This is a genomic window from Deltaproteobacteria bacterium (assembly GCA_016208165.1).
GTDB lineage: Bacteria > Desulfobacterota > Desulfarculia > JACQYL01 > JACQYL01 > JACQYL01.
Genome location: JACQYL010000048.1, coordinates 1 through 16859 on the forward strand (window position 1 = coordinate 1; position 16859 = coordinate 16859).

The 16859-nt window shown below is 56.5% G+C and carries 14 protein-coding genes; 1 reads left to right on the forward strand and 13 read right to left on the reverse strand.

The genetic code is table 11. The features are described from left to right. Nucleotides 1-15 precede the first annotated feature (15 nt). The 10 genes from HY788_09980 to HY788_10025 form a co-directional block, all read right to left on the reverse strand. Nucleotides 16-798, reverse strand: coding sequence for a 2-hydroxyglutaryl-CoA dehydratase (locus HY788_09980; protein MBI4774490.1), 783 nt, complete (start codon nt 796-798; stop codon nt 16-18). Nucleotides 799-899: 101 nt separating this feature from the next. Then, nucleotides 900-2294, reverse strand: a complete 1395-nt coding sequence (locus tag HY788_09985; GenBank protein MBI4774491.1) for a 2-hydroxyacyl-CoA dehydratase — start codon at nt 2292-2294, stop codon at nt 900-902. A 5-nt stretch (nt 2295-2299) separates the two neighbouring features. After that, nucleotides 2300-3415, reverse strand: a complete 1116-nt coding sequence (locus HY788_09990) for a 2-hydroxyacyl-CoA dehydratase (protein ID MBI4774492.1) — start codon at nt 3413-3415, stop codon at nt 2300-2302. A 35-nt stretch (nt 3416-3450) separates the two neighbouring features. Then, the gene (locus HY788_09995; protein ID MBI4774493.1) at nt 3451-5136 is read right to left on the reverse strand and encodes an AMP-binding protein; all 1686 of its coding nucleotides are present in this window, start codon (nt 5134-5136) and stop codon (nt 3451-3453) included. Between the two features lie 2 nt (nt 5137-5138). Next, nucleotides 5139-7004, reverse strand: coding sequence for an aldehyde ferredoxin oxidoreductase family protein (locus HY788_10000; protein ID MBI4774494.1), 1866 nt, complete (start codon nt 7002-7004; stop codon nt 5139-5141). Between the two features lie 288 nt (nt 7005-7292). Next, a complete protein-coding gene (locus tag HY788_10005) occupies nt 7293-7661 on the reverse strand; it encodes an SCP2 sterol-binding domain-containing protein (protein ID MBI4774495.1) in 369 nt (122 codons plus the stop codon). A gap of 25 nt (nt 7662-7686) precedes the next feature. Beyond that, on the reverse strand, nt 7687-8997 hold the full coding sequence (locus tag HY788_10010) for a 4Fe-4S dicluster domain-containing protein (GenBank protein MBI4774496.1): 1311 nt from the start codon (nt 8995-8997) through the stop codon (nt 7687-7689). Between the two features lie 126 nt (nt 8998-9123). After that, nucleotides 9124-9546 (reverse strand): SCP2 sterol-binding domain-containing protein, encoded by a 423-nt coding sequence (locus HY788_10015; GenBank protein MBI4774497.1) that lies wholly within the window; start codon nt 9544-9546, stop codon nt 9124-9126. Between the two features lie 86 nt (nt 9547-9632). Then, nucleotides 9633-10892, reverse strand: coding sequence for an acyl-CoA dehydrogenase family protein (locus tag HY788_10020; protein ID MBI4774498.1), 1260 nt, complete (start codon nt 10890-10892; stop codon nt 9633-9635). A gap of 59 nt (nt 10893-10951) precedes the next feature. Next, nucleotides 10952-11332: a response regulator transcription factor gene (locus HY788_10025; protein ID MBI4774499.1), complete on the reverse strand. Its 381-nt coding sequence runs from the start codon at nt 11330-11332 to the stop codon at nt 10952-10954. Between the two features lie 244 nt (nt 11333-11576). Between HY788_10025 and HY788_10030 the strand changes: the two genes are divergently transcribed. Continuing rightward, entirely contained in the window at nt 11577-12233 is a 657-nt protein-coding gene (locus HY788_10030) for a response regulator transcription factor (protein MBI4774500.1), read from the forward strand. A gap of 155 nt (nt 12234-12388) precedes the next feature. Here the strand turns inward: HY788_10030 and HY788_10035 are convergent, their stop codons facing one another. The 3 genes from HY788_10035 to HY788_10045 all read right to left on the reverse strand — a co-directional run bounded on the left by HY788_10035 (nt 12389) and on the right by HY788_10045 (nt 16221). Further along, nucleotides 12389-13996, reverse strand: a complete 1608-nt coding sequence (locus HY788_10035) for a PAS domain S-box protein (protein MBI4774501.1) — start codon at nt 13994-13996, stop codon at nt 12389-12391. Between the two features lie 223 nt (nt 13997-14219). Continuing rightward, nucleotides 14220-15470 (reverse strand): MFS transporter, encoded by a 1251-nt coding sequence (locus HY788_10040; GenBank protein MBI4774502.1) that lies wholly within the window; start codon nt 15468-15470, stop codon nt 14220-14222. Between the two features lie 136 nt (nt 15471-15606). Then, nucleotides 15607-16221, reverse strand: a complete 615-nt coding sequence (locus tag HY788_10045) for a hypothetical protein (GenBank protein ID MBI4774503.1) — start codon at nt 16219-16221, stop codon at nt 15607-15609. Nucleotides 16222-16859 lie beyond the last annotated feature (638 nt).

Genomic DNA, 16859 nt, shown 5'->3' on the forward strand with positions numbered 1-16859 from the left:
CATATCCACAGTCCCCTATTCCGCGTTTCGAGCCTGAGCGTTCAGCGCCGCTCCGATGGCGCCTATGATTTGGGAATCCACATCGAGTTTCACGGTCTCGAGTCCGAGTTTTTCTTCCAGCGCTTTGATGACGGCCTTATTCTTGGCCACGCCTCCGGTGGCGACGATCTCCTTTTCCGCACCCAGCCTGAGCACCATGGTGGCCACGCTCGTTCCAATCGAGTAGACGATGCCCGCGGCAATATCCGCGGGCTCGGCCCCTTCGTTCACGTGGGTGACGATCTCGCTCTCACCGAACACGGCGCACTGGGCGCTTATATGGGCTCTGCCTCCGGCCGCGAGCGAAACCGGGCCGAGTTCTTCCACTTTCAGCTCGAGGGCCTGAGCGGCCAGGTCCAGAAAGAACCCCGTCCCGGACGCGCACCGGTCGTTGGTCCGGTATTCCCGCGCTTTCCCGTTCTTCCCGTCCACGCTGATGATGGTCGTGCTCAGGCCTCCGATATCCACCACGGTCCGAACCGCCGGAACGCTCCAATAGGCCCCACGAGCCAGACAGCGGATGGAGCTTTCGACGCTGTGCGGAAACGAAATATACTTTTCTCCCCAGCCCGTACCTCCGAAATGCGGGATTTCCTCTAAATCGAGACCGGCTTGGCCCAGAACGCTCAGGACCGATCTTCGCGCGGCGTCGGCGAGTTTTCCGTCGTTGAGCGTGACGTCAAAAGCGGCCAAACGGTCGCCCTTTAGGATTACGGTTTTGGTGGCAATGGCTCCAATGTCACAACCCAGACTGATCATGCATGTTCTCCGGAAATGATATCATGGTGTTTGTTCTCTACCTCCGGCAGACCTCCCTATCACCGAAAGAAAACGCAAGGCCTGCATAAAAAGGAAGCGCATCAAAGCGTGGTGAAGAACTCGTTCATAATACGTCTCAGTTCGGCCGGAGGAGTAAACCTCTTGTCGAACATATCCATTTCGAATCGCAACGTGGGCACGCCTGTTTCTTCTTTGACTTTGTCGCTCAGAAGCTTGTTGAGAGCCCAGAAATGCTTACACGCCATGTGGCCGCCCAGGATCAGGGCGTCCGCCTTAAAGTTCTTGACCACATGGACGAAATCGTTGATCCATATGTCGGAAAAGCCCATGGTCTGCCGGCCCATGGGCATCTGCATGGTTCTCCAGGCGAGTCCCTCGAGTATGGTGTCCATGCTGGTGGTGTCCACCAGCCCCACGTCCGGAGGGAAATACGTGAGCGTATCCGTGATGTAGCTCACGCCGTGTTCTTCCTCCAACCAGTCGAAAAAGGGCAGGTCGTAGCATTCCCAGGTGTATCCATAGGTGACCCTGCGTTCCTTCTTGCCTTCCGGAATCACGCCTTCTCCCCGGTCCGCCCTGGCTTTGACGTCCTCGTACAGCGCCTTGAAATAGGCCGCTCCCATGGGCGTTCCGATCTGCGTCATGAAAATGGTGTCCGCCGGGCGGTGCCACCCCGTATCCGGGCAAGGCCTCCTCTTTTTCAGCTCCTGGGTTTTCAAGATGTATTCCATGGCCTGGTTGCCGTAGCCGATGTACTCCCGCAGCTTGTCTTCGTCCAATGTGTTCCCGGTCAGCTTCTCGAGTTGTTCGATCATCCGCTTGATTTCCCCGAGCATGTACTTCTGGCCGCGTTCGTTACGATAGTACGGCGTCTCGACGACCACCAGAGGGGTGTCGAACTTGTGGGACGTCCATTCGTAAAGCCGGTTGCTCGCGTCGCAGGGTGTAGCCGTCTTGATGAGGAGGTCCGGGTGGGGAACCACGCCCATCAGGAGAAAGCCGGCCGTACCTTTTTGGGTCGAGCAAAGATGGTCCGGATAGCCTTCGGCTTCGATTCGGTCCACGCCCTCTTCCGCGCCGTCCGTGTAGAGAGCCGAGGTAAGGCCGCAGACCACTTCGTAGCAGATGGGCACCACGTCCAGGGCCAGCATGATTTCCACGCTGATGGGGAAGTAGTGGTAGCAGGCCGGCTTTCCCTCGTCCAGCCGGGCATTGGCCCAGTCCACATATTTCATGATATTGTCCACGAAGGCGAACGCGCTGCCGCGGTTCTTGTCCTTGAGAATCGTGTTTACCAGATCCGTCTGAACCTTGTCGAAATTCGTCTGGTAGTCCTCGGGCAGAATCTCGCGAACGACCTCTTTCCCGCCCCAGTCGTCCAATGAGGTGAGGCCTTCCTGGCCCAGAATGAACTTCGCCAGCTCTCCGGTGAGCTTCCAAGTATCGAATATGGTCCTGTCTTTTCTGTCGGTCATCTTGATTACCTCCTGGCGATTCTTTCCAAAAAGGCCTCGATCCTGGTTTTCAGCCTCCCGACGTCCGACAGCATGTATTCCCTCTCCAGAATCAGGGTCGGTATGCCTTTGGGCTCGAGATCCTCGGCCAGCATGGTGCTTTCCACCGCATGGTTGTCACAGAAGACGATTTTCTGAAGCAGGAGACCGTCCACGTCGGCTCCCCGGGCCAGCTCTTCGGTGAACCGCTCCCTGCTCTTGAACTCGCCCAGCATGCGCGGGCACGGGTTGTGGTAATAATATCGGTCGGCAAGGGCTTTCACGGGGTCTCCGTCCTCCGCCACCGGGTTCATGAAGTGCCGGGATCCGAAACACAAGGAATCCGTGACCACCATTCCTCCCAAACCTTCGACAATACCGATCAGGGCCGCGTCGTCCAGGGCCGAGCCTCCGATCATGAGCCGGGCCTTGTAGTCCGTAACGCCCGCCCGTTGCCGAACTTCATCGAGAGCCTCGCGAAGCAGTTCGTTGAACTTCTCCCTGGGCATGATGCCTGCCGCGAGCAGAATCTTCAGCGCGTCCGTGGGAACGGCTTCGGCTTTTCTGAGTTCGTACAGTTCGTCGATGAGGCGTCTGCTTTCATTGTAGACTCTGATGGAGTTCGTCAGATCCGCGCTGGAACATCGCACTCCGAAATTGTGCGTCAGATGTTCCTTGAAATTATGGATCTCTTCTTCGTACCACTCCAACCCGGCATTGTTCAGAGAATGGGGGACGGTCACCATGTACAGGTAGTCGGTGCGCAGGTGTTTTTCCCAGATTTCGTACAGGCGTCGGATCTGTTCGCAGCCGTTGAGCAGGCAGAACCCGTCGAGGAAGTCGTACTCGCCGGAAAGGCCGGTTTGCAGCAGGCATCTCGAGAACGTGCAGTTGAAACGGTGCATGTAGATGTCGGCCAATCCGGTTTCCGTGGCGCCCCTGGCCTCCATCCGGTACGGGAACAGGCCGGCGGCGTGGATGATCTCTTCCGGCACATAGCCGCATGCGAAACCCACAACCCGGCCTCCATCCTCTTTCCACTCTCTGAGGTACGGATTTTCCTTTCGATCGGGCAACCTCATCAGTTCATCCAATGCGTTCATGCCTGCCTCCATTCTGAATTCTTCACGAATCCGTATTATTTCCCCTGATCTTGTTGTTTGCGAATTTCCTCGTCCCGCAATTGCTTTTTGAACAGCTTTTCCGTCACGGTCAGAGGCAATGCCTCCCGGAACTCCACTTCTCCGGGCGCCGCGTAGGCCGCCAGCTTTTCTTTGCAGTAGGCGATCAGGTCCTGGGCCGTGATCCCGCCTTGCCGATCCTTTTTGAGAACCACGAAAGCCTTCACCCGCTCGCTGCCCGGCCGTTCGGGATCGGGAACTCCGATGCACACGGCCGAAGCCACGTCCGGATGTTCGAAAAGCACCTCATCCACCGTGGTGGAATAGACCTTGTGCCCGGACACGTTGATCATGTCCTTGTTCCTATCCACCAGGAAGAAATAGCCGTCTTCATCCATGCGGCACAGGTCTCCCGTCGCAAGCCAGCCGTCCTTCAGACCCAAGCCGGGTTCGGGCCAGTATCCTTTCATCAGTTGCGGACCGCGGACATACAGTTCGCCCACTTCTCCGATGGGCGCGTCTAATCCGGTCACCGGATCCACTACCCTCACGTCCGTATCCACCACGGGCACACCGATGGACCCGGTCTTTTCAAAGGGCATGAACCCCGTCACCTTGGCGAAACTCGACAGGTTGAAGTGCGTCAGGGGCCCTGTCTCCGTGAGGCCGTAAGCCTCGGTGATGGGCATACCCGTAACCTTTTTGAACTTCCTGGTCACCTCCGGGGGCAGCGGCGCCGCGCCGGATGCAAACGTGGTGTTCGTGCGGCCGATGTTCTTCTCGATGAGCCGCATGTATTGGGTGGGCACCAACGGCGCCATAAAAGGCCGGTTCTTTTTCAAGTACTGAACAATGGCGTCCGTGTCTCTCGGATCGGGCAGCAGGATCATCTGGAGGCCCCAATGAACGGCTGCCCGCACGGCCCAATGTCCATACGCGTGAAACGTGGGAATGCCGATCAGGATGGATGACTTGCCTTTGATGCCTTCCTGAAGGGGCCCCATCACCCAGGGCAGGGACTGAACCGTATTGGACACCAGGTTGAAGTGAGTGAGCATAACGCCTTTGGGTTTTCCGGTGGCTCCACCGGTGAACACCAATGATGCCAGATCCTCGATGGGATCGATGTCCACCCGGGGCGGTTCAGGGTCGGATGCTGCAATGAGATCTCGCATCGAGCAGGCGCCTGAAGTTTCCACAAGGTCAGGTTCGTTCGAGGAAAAATCATGCAAGTTCGTCGTGATGAGCGTTTTCAGTTTTGTTTCGGGCCGGACCGATTTCACCAGATCCAGGGAACGGTCCAGGCAGATGATGGTTTCCGCTTCCGACTCCCCGATTTCGTACACAAGGTCTCTCTGCTTGTGCAACAGGCTGCACGGCACGTGCACGCCTCCGGTCTTCTGTATGGCATAGTCGCTGATAACGAATTGGGGAGAGGTGGGAAGAATGGTGGCCACCCTGTGGCCTTTTTCCACTCCGAGGCTTTTGAGGGCTGATGCAAACCGGTCCACGAGCTGCTTCAGCTCTCGGTAAGTCAGCGTTCTTCCTAAATACAGACACGCCGGGCGCCCGGGAAAGCGCCGGGCGGATTCATCCAGATACTGGAACAAGGGAACCTTCGGATACGGCGCCATGGTCCGGGCGATATCGAAAGGACCCAACTTGTAGCTCTTGGTCCATGGTTTCTCGCTATAAACGCTCATGTTCATCCGTCCATCCCGAGGGTGTACGTCAGACCTCCCAGACCCAGCTCCTCCAACTTTTCTTTGCTGGGCTTTCCCGTGGTCTTGTCCCATCCCCTCGCCTCATAGTAGGCGTCCAAAAGCGGGGCCAGATCCACCACGAGACCCGCGGCCGGTCCATCGGACAGAGGCTCTTTCAGCAATCGCTCGGGCAAAGTATCGTCCGCCCTCGTGCAGCCTTCCCGCACGTTGAAACACCGGGCCAGGTTGAAAATCCGTTCCCCGGCTTGCCTGAAATCCGCTACTTCGAACTCCCATCCCGTAGCACCGGCAATCACGGGCGCCACGTCCTCGGCCATGAGGGCCATGCCCATGAACTTGCATGCACCCACGGAGTCGAACACCGTCAAGGCGTCCTCGAGACCCTTGACCACTTTGGCTTCGGCCGGATTTTCCACCAGGGGATCCTCGATGGTGCTTTCTTCCACTATGAGAAAAGGAATATCCAGGAAGGTGGGCCCTTGGACGTAGGCGGTGATGTGATCGCCGCCCCTGTTGGCCGTGGCAAAACCCAGACCCGTGATTTTGGTGGCCCGGCAATCGTAGGCCGGCAGTTCCAAACCCTTGACCTGCATGGCGAAGGTTTGGCTGCCCTTGCCCAGTTTTGCGGACACTTTCCTCGTACCTTCAGCCAGAAGATCGCCGATGCCTTCTCTTTTGGCGATCTTGTGCACCAACCGGGTCATGGCGTCGGCGTCGCCGAACGTGAGCGCCTCTCCGTCCATATCTTCTTTAGTGAGTATGCCTTTTTCAAAGCATTCCATGGCAAAGGCTATGGTGCTGCCCGTGGAGATGGTGTCCAAACCGTAGTCGTTGCACAACAGATGCGCAAAGGTGATGGCCTCGAGGTCACTAACGTCGCACATGGGTCCGAATGCTCCCACACTCTCGTATTCGGGACCCTCGCCTTTGCAGGCGAATCTCCCGGAAGACACCTCCGACAGCCGCCCGCAGGCTATTGGGCAACCGAAACACGCGGAGCGTCCTTTCAGGATCTTCTCGTTGATGGCAGGGCCGTTGATGTTGTCGGTGTAGGAGCAGAAGCCGGACTGCCAGTTACGCGTGGGGAGACCGCCTTTCACGTTCACCAGATCCAGCACCATGTCGGTTCCGTAGACCTCGAGGGTCATTTTCAGCAGACTCTCGTTCACGAAATTGGCGGCGGCTTTGGCCGCTTCGTCAAACGCGTCCTTGTCGGCCACCCGGATCTTCTGATTTCCGCCCACAGCCACGGCCTTAAGGTTTTTCGAGCCCATCACCGCTCCCAGACCGCACCGGCCCAGAGCACGGTGTACATCGTTCATAATCGCGGCGTACCGCACGAGCTTCTCTCCGGCAACGCCAATGCAAGAAACATTGAACGGTTTTCCCAGTTCGTTCTTCAGTACGGCGGTGGTCTCGGCAACCCCCTTGCCCCAAAGTTGGACCCCGTCCTTCAGTTCCGCATGTCCGTCATCAATAACCAGATAAACCGGTCCGGGAGCCGCACCCTCGAAGATGATTCCATCGTAGCCGCTCTTCTTGAGATCGAGGCCCCATCGCCCGCCGGAATTGGCCGAGCCCCAGAATCCGCTGAGAGGCGATTTGGCCACCGCGCTGAATCTGCCCGAACTGGGCGAAATGGTGCCGGTCAGCGGTCCGGTCATGTAGATCAGTTTGTTTCCGGGTCCCAACGGGTCCACCCCTGCAGCCACCTCATCGAACAAGTATTTCGAGGCGAGTCCGCTGCCGCCCAGAAACATTCGGGCGTCCTCGGGGGGCAACGGTTCGTCCGAAACGGCCCCGTCCGAAAGGTTGACTCTGAGGATCTTTCCCATAAATCCGTTCATTTCCCATCACCTTTGCCGATCGGTTGTAAACGTTGAGTGACGCTACACGTCCGCGCCGCCTTGGCGCTACGCGGAGCCTTCTTTCCTCGCGCATCCATCTCAAGCCGCACCCGTTCCGGGGGCCGGACCATGCCTCAGCCCTTCCATGGAACTCAGGGTTGAAATCCGCCCCTGTTCAGGCTCGATCGCCCCCCTGCTGAACGGCTCCCGACGGACTCAAGACGACCGCTTCTCCGGTCGTCTTTTGCAGAGCGCGGCGAAAGAGTTCATGAGTGGTCCGGGCTACGCCTAGTCACAGATGATAATCGCCTTGGCCATCTTCAGCAGCTTAAGCAAATTCCCTCGGGCCTTGATTTTGCCCGTGAGCAAGGCCTTGACCGGACCGATCTCGCCTGCAGTCACCTCGGATAGTTCGTCGAAACTTCCGGCCAGGTAGGCCGAGGGCTTATCCACGGCGCCGTCCCGGATACTCAGGGCGCCTTTGTCGAAAATCACCGTGGACATCACGTCCGCGCTCGTCTCTCTCACGACCAACGTTCCGCGGATCTTCCTGACGGTATCCCACACCTTGGCGTTCCGGATGTTCTGATCGATCAGGGATTTCAGCGTCCAGCCCAGACCGTTCAGGTCCTCTCCTATGACTTGGACTTCCGTCATGGCATTCTCTCCAAGCGCTGCTTTTCTAAAGCTCGTGGATGTATCCTTTTCCCAACACCTTTACTCCGGAACCCATGACACTCAGGAAAGCCGATCTCAACGCGTCACTCATGAGCGCCTTTTTGACGGGCGAAAGTTTGAAAAATGCACCGACAATATAGCGCAGAACATCTTGCGTGATGCTTTCCGGATTGTCGAATATTTGGTTCTGGAGGGTGCCTCGCTCGAGGCATTGCAGAATGACACGATGGAACGTGGTTTCCGGGTGAATGACCCTCGCCTCCCTTTTAACGAGTTTGAGGGCTCCCGTGCTGCACTTCAAGGCGCACACCCCGCAACCGAGGCAGATGGATTCGTCGATAACCGCTTTTGATTTCTTTTTTCCATTGGTATCGGCGGATTCCACCGGGGCCATTTCGATGGCGTTCACATGGCACGCTTTCAAGCATTGTTTGCAGCCTGCGCACTTTTCCTCATCCACCTGGGCAATAAAACTCGAGGTCACGGTGGTCGAGGTGAGGCCGTGTTTGTTAAGCCCCGCCATGATGCCGCAGCAACAGCCGCAACAATGGCAGACGAAGGTGATCCTCTTCTGCACATTGTCCGCCGAGAAGATCAGTCCCAGTTCCCTGGATCGGGCGAAAATCTCCTGCATTTCCGTCTTTGAAATGCGGCGGCACAGGCCGCGCCTCACCATGTAATCCGCCGCCCAGCCAAAGGTGGTGCACGTGTCCAAGGGCGCGTCGCATTGCCTTTCGCCTGCATGTTCCTGTTTATGCCGGCAGGAGCAGATGCCTACCGCGTATTGGTCCGTCTCATCGATGAGGGACGCCACGCGCTCGTAGTCCAGGATTTCCACGTGGTCACCAAGTGCTTCTTCGTGAGGCACGGTGCGGGCTATGGACGTCTTCGAGCCATCGGAGAAGTTCGCCCTGTAGGGCGCGCCTTCTTCCATGTATTGATGGAAGAGGGGACCGATATGGCTGAAATCCACGTTTCCGTCCGTCCTCATCATGGTGAACTCGAAGATTCCCACGAACAGAGGGGAGGGCATGTACCGGGTCTCGTCATCGAGATACGCATCCATCACGAGACCCTTTTCACACAGGTTTTCCAAGATCGTCCGAAGGCGTGACGGTTCCACTTTGGTGATGTTCGCTATCCGGTCGAGATTCGAGAGCAGATAGGGCATCTTGACTACGACTTCGGCCTCCTCGGCCGAGTAAAGCTCCTTGATGAGCTGGTAGAAGGTTTCATTCCAGGGCGCTCTGACGTGCAGGTTGTCTATCTTCCTGCCGAGCCGCCGATACAGATCCTTGCCAACGAGATGCCCCATGAATCCCCTCCCTCCATCCGCCAGGCCCGTGGCGTTGCGGGCGCCGTCCGGCACAGCCGGCTGAGGTTACCACCGGCCGGCCATGACAGAGATCGTGCAAACGCTCGGCGAGCTTGAGCAGAATGTCTATTCACCCAGATACGTATTCTCGAAGGAGCTGATGGAATTGGCTACGGCTCGAATGAATTTGGCGTTCCGCATGATTTTGGACATGTCTCCTTTCAGTTTGAAAAGGCCTTTCACCACGCCCTCGATGAAGTCTTTTTCACCCTTTACCACGGGCTTGAAGTTCGCATACGATCCGATGACATAGAAGCCCGGATTCTTGGTTGAAGGGTCATCGAGCATGACGGCTTCCGAACACTTGCCGGCCGACGCCTCCAAGTAGACATAATGCGTCTTGTCGAGCCCTCCTCCGGGCTGCACCTCGAAAACGAAGTTCCCGTTAAAACCCACGCCCCAGTTTTTCCCGGTCTCCTGAACCGCAGGGTCGTTGTTGAGCGCGTCCTTCCAGGCCTCGCACCATTCTTGAGACGGATACAACGGCATGATCGTTTCCTCCTGTTCGTTCTTGGTTAAAGCGAAATCTTTCCATCCGGCTCGGCGCCGGCGAAAGATTTCCTGAATGCCCCGGGCTAAAGCGTCTCCAGATCAAACCAGTAGCGGGCATTTTCGAGGGTTTTAAGACCCTTTCCGCCCATCCAGATGCCGATGACTTTCTGATCGCGCCAGTGTTTCTCGATATCAAACTCTCTCGAGTAACCGTACGAACCCATATAATCCATCACCCGGCTGCAGACCCGTTCGACCGCATTGTTGGCATGCAGGGCCAGGCCCCGGCTTTTGAGCAGAAATCGCTCGTCCCAGGGCTGCCAGCCGTAGATATCCGGGTTGTCCATCTCTCTGGCATAGGCCCACATCCACGAGGAGGTGGACTCGATGCTCATGGCCACATCGCACAGCATCTCCGCCACCATGCTATGTTCTTTCAGCGGCTTTCCTCCGATCACCCGCTCGGACGTCCATTTCTTGATGATCTCATACGCGGCTTTCATGATCCCCACGCACATGGCTGCCGAACCCACATTTCCAAGAGAAATGGCCCGCTTCCAGTATTTGAGGTCATCACCGGGCCCGTGAGCTCTGTACCTTTTTGGCACACGCACGTTCTCGAACCAGATGTCCGTGTTCATGTCCGCGTTCATCCCGCATTTCTGATACGGACCGCCCACGGAAACTCCTTCCGCGTCCGCCGGAACCATGATCAGGGCAAAGTCGTTGGGATCCGTAGATCCTCTTTTCGTCGTGCAGACCACGGAGAAGAGATCTCCGGTCTTGCCCGAATTGGACGGCCACAACTTGTGACCGTTGATCACCCACTCGTCGCCGTCAAGGGTTGCCGTGGTCTGGATCGTCTTTCCACGCATGCGGCCGATGTTCTCGATATCGGCTCCACTCGAGGGCTCGGTCATGGCGTGGCAACCCATGTACAACTCGTCCCCACAGAACTTCTTTCCGAACTCGACGGACAACTCCATGTTGCGGTGAGGCTTCAACAGGATGGGCATCAATCCCCACACCGAGCAGATGCACGCGGTGCAGAAACCCGAGTCTATGCGCGCCAACTCCTCGCATATCACGGTGACCAGGGTCACCGGCTCGGGCATGTCCGTGCCCCCGGCTTCCGCCGGGAAAAAGGCGGCGTTGAGTCCCAGATCCACCAGCACTTCTTTGAGCATCGGTTCGATCAGTTTGTGCTCCCTCCAATCCTCGTCCACCTGCTGCCTGATGGGAACGTACCTCTCCTCTCCCCATCGTCTAAGGACTTTCCCCAAATCGGAAACAAAATCCGACACCCATTCCTTCGGACGAACGAAATCATCGATGGTCGGCACGGGATCTCCTCCTTTCGAGTTAAAGATGCATTTCCGGTTATGTCGAAGGATGTTCCTGTTCAGAACTTCGCACGATTCGTGGAAACGGATTCCACGAGGACGCGGATCTCCTCCAAGGATGTCGAATCTTTGACTATAAAAAAGTCCGCTCCATACTCGCGGGCGGCTTCCCTGTATTCGGGCAAATCGTAACTGGTCAGTATGATGACGGTTGTTCGGGAATGGTTCTGTTTGATCTTTCCGGTCAGCTCGAGACCGTTGCCTCCCGGCAGGCGAATGTCCATAAACACGAGGTCCGGAAGCGGGGCCTCGATCCGTTCGAGAGCCTCTTTCGCATCTCCCGCCTCGGCGACGTTCATTTCCGGGAACCGTTCGGATAACATGGTCCGTAACGACTGACGAAAGGAAAGATTGTCCTCCACGATCAACGTGGTGAACATGGCGTTTCTCCCATCGAGAAGAAACCGGGGGTTATGTGGCAGGCTCGGGCATTGAGCGGGAGTTCCATCGCTCCGGGGGAAGTCCCCTTTTTCGCCTTGCACCCGTTACGTGTATGGTGCACACTTTACCGGACGCGCGCTTACTAGTATAGTGGGGGAACTTCGTATTTATTTAGAGGAAACACCGTAGTTTTTCGCGGTTTTCTATGGCGGCCGCCCCAATACTGCTAAAAGGTCCGCTCTCATGAAGCATGCCTACCGAATCGTCATAGCCGAAGACACTACGATTTTGAGGGAAGGACTCCAAGCCTTACTGTCATCGCATCCGGACTTTGAAGTAGTCGGTGAAGCGGAAGACGGCCTCGATGCGGTCCGAAAAGTCGAAGAACTGCATCCGGATCTGATCCTTCTGGATCTGTCCATGCCCAGAATGCACGGGATCGAGGCCATCAAAGAGATTCGGAGCCGGTGTCCCGAAACCCGGATTCTGGTGCTCACGGTGCATAAGAACGAAGAGTACATACTCGCCACCCTCGATGCCGGCACCGGCGGATACCTGCTCAAGGACGCCACGCGGAATGAACTGGAAATGGCCGTTAGAACCGTGCTGAGCGGAAAACGCTATCTCAGTCCGGGGGTTTCCGACCTGGTCATCGACGGATATCTCGAGGGGAAAAAGACACTGAAAACAGAAACATCCTGGGATACCCTGACCGCGAGGGAACGAGAAATTCTGAAACTCGTGGCGGAAGGTTACAAGAACAGGGAGATCGCAGACGTTCTGTGCATCAGCATCAAAACAGCCGAAAAACACCGAGCCAACCTGATGAAAAAGCTAGACCTCCACAGCATTTCGGCGGTGACGTCCTTCGCCATCGAGAAAGGCCTCATCCGGAAGTAGAGCGGTTCCCTTGTTTGAATTGCCGCATGAGGGAGGTTTGTCATTCACACCGCGGAGATCGCGGAATGACTACTGCCCAAGAGGTTGTGGGAGGGGTTTTGGGGAACTCTTTTGCAAAAGGGTTCCCCAGGTGCTCCATGAACCACTGAAACATTTCATACCCCGGGCCATGCCGCCCGGATGACGGTTCCCTCGGGCGCGCCGGTCTCGATGGAAAACGATCCGCCGGACAGCTCCGTCCGTTCCCTCATGCTAGCCAGGCCGAATCCCCTCGTGCGGCTGTCCGAAGTCATCACGCTCTCCAGGTCAAACCCGGTTCCATTGTCCTCGATCACCAGGTCGATGGTATCCTTCTCCATACCCAGGTAGAGGCGCACCCGGCTCGCCCGGCTGTGTTTGGCGGCATTGTTCAACGCTTCCTGCAAGACTCTGTATATGACCGTTTTCAACGCTTCCGGTACGTCACCCTCTTCCAGCCGGATCTCCCGTTCAATGCTTATGCCGGAATAGATTCTCTGAAATTCCCTGCAGAACCAGGCGATGGTGGCCAGGATTCCGAGATCGTCCAGGGTGGACGGCCGCAAGTCCATGGAAATCCGGCGCCCTTCATCAATGGCCCGCTGAATCACGGGTATAAGTGACTTGAGCAGTTCAATATTAGGTGAAGAAGCGGTCTTTTGCATGTTCGCGAGAGTGTTCTCCATGCTGAACTTGATGGCGGTCAACGCCTGTCCGATACCGTCGTGAAGCTCCTGCGCCACACGCCTGCGCTCGTTTTCCTGGGCGGTGAGCAGTTGCGTGGAGAGTATCCGAAGTTCTTTCTCGGATTCGCGCAAGGCCTCCTCGGCTCGCTTGCGTTGAGTGATGTCCATTCCCATGCCCACGAGATAGGTGTTGCCGTCCAGGCGTATGCGAACACCCGAGAACACGAAGGGGGTTTTCTTACCGTCTTTGGATCTCATGTGGGCTTCCACAAAAGCGCTGCCGCGAACGAACACCTCTCGAATTCTGCCGGCCACTCTCTGCCGGTCCTCCCCTTCGAAAAAATCCAGGGAGGACATGGTCGAAAGATCGCCGGCGCCGTAACCGGTGACTTCTTCAAAGTTCTTGTTCCATTTCAGGAACCTTCCATTTTCGTCGAATACATAGAAAGCGCCCGGCAGACTGTTAATGACGGACTCCGAGAAATGCTTTTCCGCGAGGAGACTTTCCTCGACCTGTTTCCGCTCGGCGATTTCCCGTTTGAGTTGTTCGTTGGTTTTTTGCAGCTCCGCCGTGCGATCCGTCACCATTTCCTCGAGATGATGGCGATGCCTCCTCAGTTCATCTTCAGCCCGCTTGCGCTCGGTTACGTCCCGGGCGATGCCTCGAAAACCCACCGGTTTTCCTTCCGGATCCCTGGTCAGGGACACGGAAAGCTCGACCTCTCTTGCCTCGCCGTCTTTCCGAATGATTTCCCACGCATACGCTTTGGTCGGCCTTCCGGTGGTATACACGCCGTTGAACGTGCGATAAACGGCTTCGGCGTCTTTCTCGACCGTGAATTTCCTGTAGTTCATACCCATCAGTTCTTCGTGGGCGTATCCCCAGATGTTACAGATGGAATCACTGAAAAAGGTCAGATTACCGGCCAGGTCCACCTCATAATATCCATCCTCGATGCCCTCGATAATGACGCGGTATTTTTCTTCCGATTCCCTCAGAGCCTCTTCAAGGTCTCTGACCTTTTGATTGAGTTGCTCGCAGGTGCGCTCATCCATCATCTTTGACGTCTCCGGAAAAAGACGGGAAATCGATTCGTACTCGCCTTCAGGGTCAGGCCGCCCCCCTAAACGGTCGCAACGGCCGTGCGCCCGAAGCAAACTCGAAAGACCTGGGAAGCGAGTTCGAACGGTCCGTCTCAGGCGAACTTAAAGAATTCCCCGCGCTCGGCGATCCCACACACACCTCTATCTACCCGCCCCCCGAAAGGGCCGATTCGAGGCATCACTTTTCCCGAGCCGCGGCTAAGGGCGCATTAGGGACCCTGGAGATCAGAAGCAGCCCCACGGCGGCCATGACCGCGTTGATGGCGAACGCCTGTTGGTAACTGCCGGTCGCATCCCGTAACAACCCGCTGACCCAGTGCACTACTATGGCTCCCAGGCCGTAGAACGGCGTCCAGGCTCCCACCACGGTACCGATGACTTGTTTGGGATAATAGTCTCCCGCGCATGCACCATACATGGGAAAGGTCACGCCGTAGAACATTCCTGCCATAGCCACCAACAGAAACAACAGGCTCCAGGAATGCCCGACGAACAACACGCCTACCAGCAAGGCGGTGATGACGGAGTTCGAAAGGAAAATGGTCTTCTTACGCCCGAGAACGTCGGACAACGGCAACACCGTCAGAACGCCCGCCACTTGGCAGACGCCGTGAATGGTCGCCAGCAGGCTCGCTTTCTCGAGAGGCATGCCCATTTCGTATTTGGCGTAATCCACCATAAAGGTGGTAATGCCGTATAGGCCATAGGAAATGCAGAAATAGGAGGCGCCGATCAACCAGAACGTCCTCTGATTGAACACCTCGGATACCAGAGATATCTTGGTCCGTGCCGGAGGGCCCGCTTTGCCGGCAACCGTGTCGTCCGGTTTTCCCCAGGGTTTGTATCCGGCGGATTCGGGATCGTTTCTCAAGAGCAGGAAGTTTACGACAACCATGACCAGGGCCGCGGCTCCCAAAAAGTACCAGGCGTACCTCCAGTTGAAATGCAGCACGATCGAGGGGAAGACCGCCCCCAGAGTGGCGAATCCGAGACCGTAGCCCGTGGAAAGGATGCCCAGCGCCAATCCCCTCCGAGCGGGAACGAACCATCGCTGAACCACCGTGATGACGGACGCCCACATACCCGTGGCCCCCAGTCCCACGATGGCGAAAAACAGGCAGGAGGTCCACAGGGTGTCGGTGGTTCCCATCAGCAGCACGCCCACTCCCAGAATGAAGGCGCAGGCCGTTATGACCATGCGCGCCCCGATCCGGTCCGTCAGGTAGCCGGTCAAAGGAGTCACGGCAATATAGGCGAACAGGTAGGAATTGTAGATCGAACCTCCGGCCGTCCGGCTGAAACCCAGGTCCCGGATCATTTCCGGCAGCACCACCCCGTAGCCGAGACGGACCGAGTAGTTGATAAACAGGTTCACAAAACAGGTGGCCAGAATCACCCAGGCCCAATGAAAGCCGCGTCTGTCCTCCACAAAACCTCCCGGCCGCTGCAATTATCTGGTCCTATAGATTGGTCTGAGAGACACGTTGGAAATCCCGCCGAAGCCGGGACTAGACTCCCTTCAAACGTGCCGGGCTTGACCGAACCGCCTTCAGCGGAGCGGCCGCTCAGTGAGTCACCATTAAATAAAGTGTAACCACGAGCTGAACAATGGACACGTTGAGTATCGACAAAAGGATCAACTTCGAGATCGCCGTATCGAATTCGGGTCGCTCTTTTACGAGAAAATGGGTGTGGATGCCAAAGGCAAACAGACCGCCGAAACTCAGGATCAGTGAAAAAACCAGTCCGGCGACTGAAGCACGGGAAACCAGCACCAGTCCGTACAGAATAAACAGCAACAAGGGAAAATGCATGAGCAGGAAACCGGCTTCGCCTCCCGGCAGGCCAAACAGTTCCCATTCCTTCCAATAGGCGGAATCGATTTCGTGATTGATCAGTAACACCGCATTAATCAGGTACAGCCAGAACAGAAATTCCGCCATAAGGGACTCCTCATCAGCACCGAACAGGCTCCGGAGAAACGTTTTGAAGCGGTCCTCGCACCAGGGTTGCAGCGTTCCCGCGTTGTAGCCGGCGGCAAGTATCGGTTGGGCCTCAGCCCGGTGTGCAGATCTCCATGGAAGCACATGATATATCACATTGATCTTTTGTTCCAGAGATTCCAGACTCCTTTCTCTCGGATTCTTCCTGGTCCGGTCGAGATAACGAGCGATACACATACGAAACCTGGCCCAAGCATGCATCAGTAGAGCGGCGGATTATTTGACAAGAAGGAATCACCTGTTTGACAGGAGTTTAAGAATTACACCGTCAGAATAGTCCGAAAAGTAAATAAAAGCAAAGGGTTAAGCTTAAATCGTTTGTAAGACCCCTCCGTCGTCGACCTGGAAGCCGAAGGCGGCCAGGATTTAGGCCTGGATGTCGTTCGGTTGTTCCATCATGTGGAGGGGTTTTCGTTTTGTCGGACTGAAGCAGAGTCAGGAATGGAGTTTTTGCATCCGCTGCATGACGGTTGAGGCGGAGAGAGAAAGGCCGGCGCGCTGTAATCGGAGTTCGATCATTCGGAGGTAGGTGAGAGCGACAACGCAGGTCAGGATATGGCGCCGGATTCTCCCGGTCCGCCCTATGGCGGACCGGGAACAGGGACACCTGGTCCTTGGTCTGCCGGAACGCTTTCTCCACCATGTACCGATCCAGGCTGGCCCGTGCAATCTCATCCGTGCTCCAATCCATATTATCCGTCACGATGATATTCTTTCCGAATCGATTAATGGTTCTTCCGATCCGATAGAAATTCTTACGGAATCCCATAGCCGCCGACTCGAACGCCCAGGTCCGTAGGAAAAATCGTTTTCCG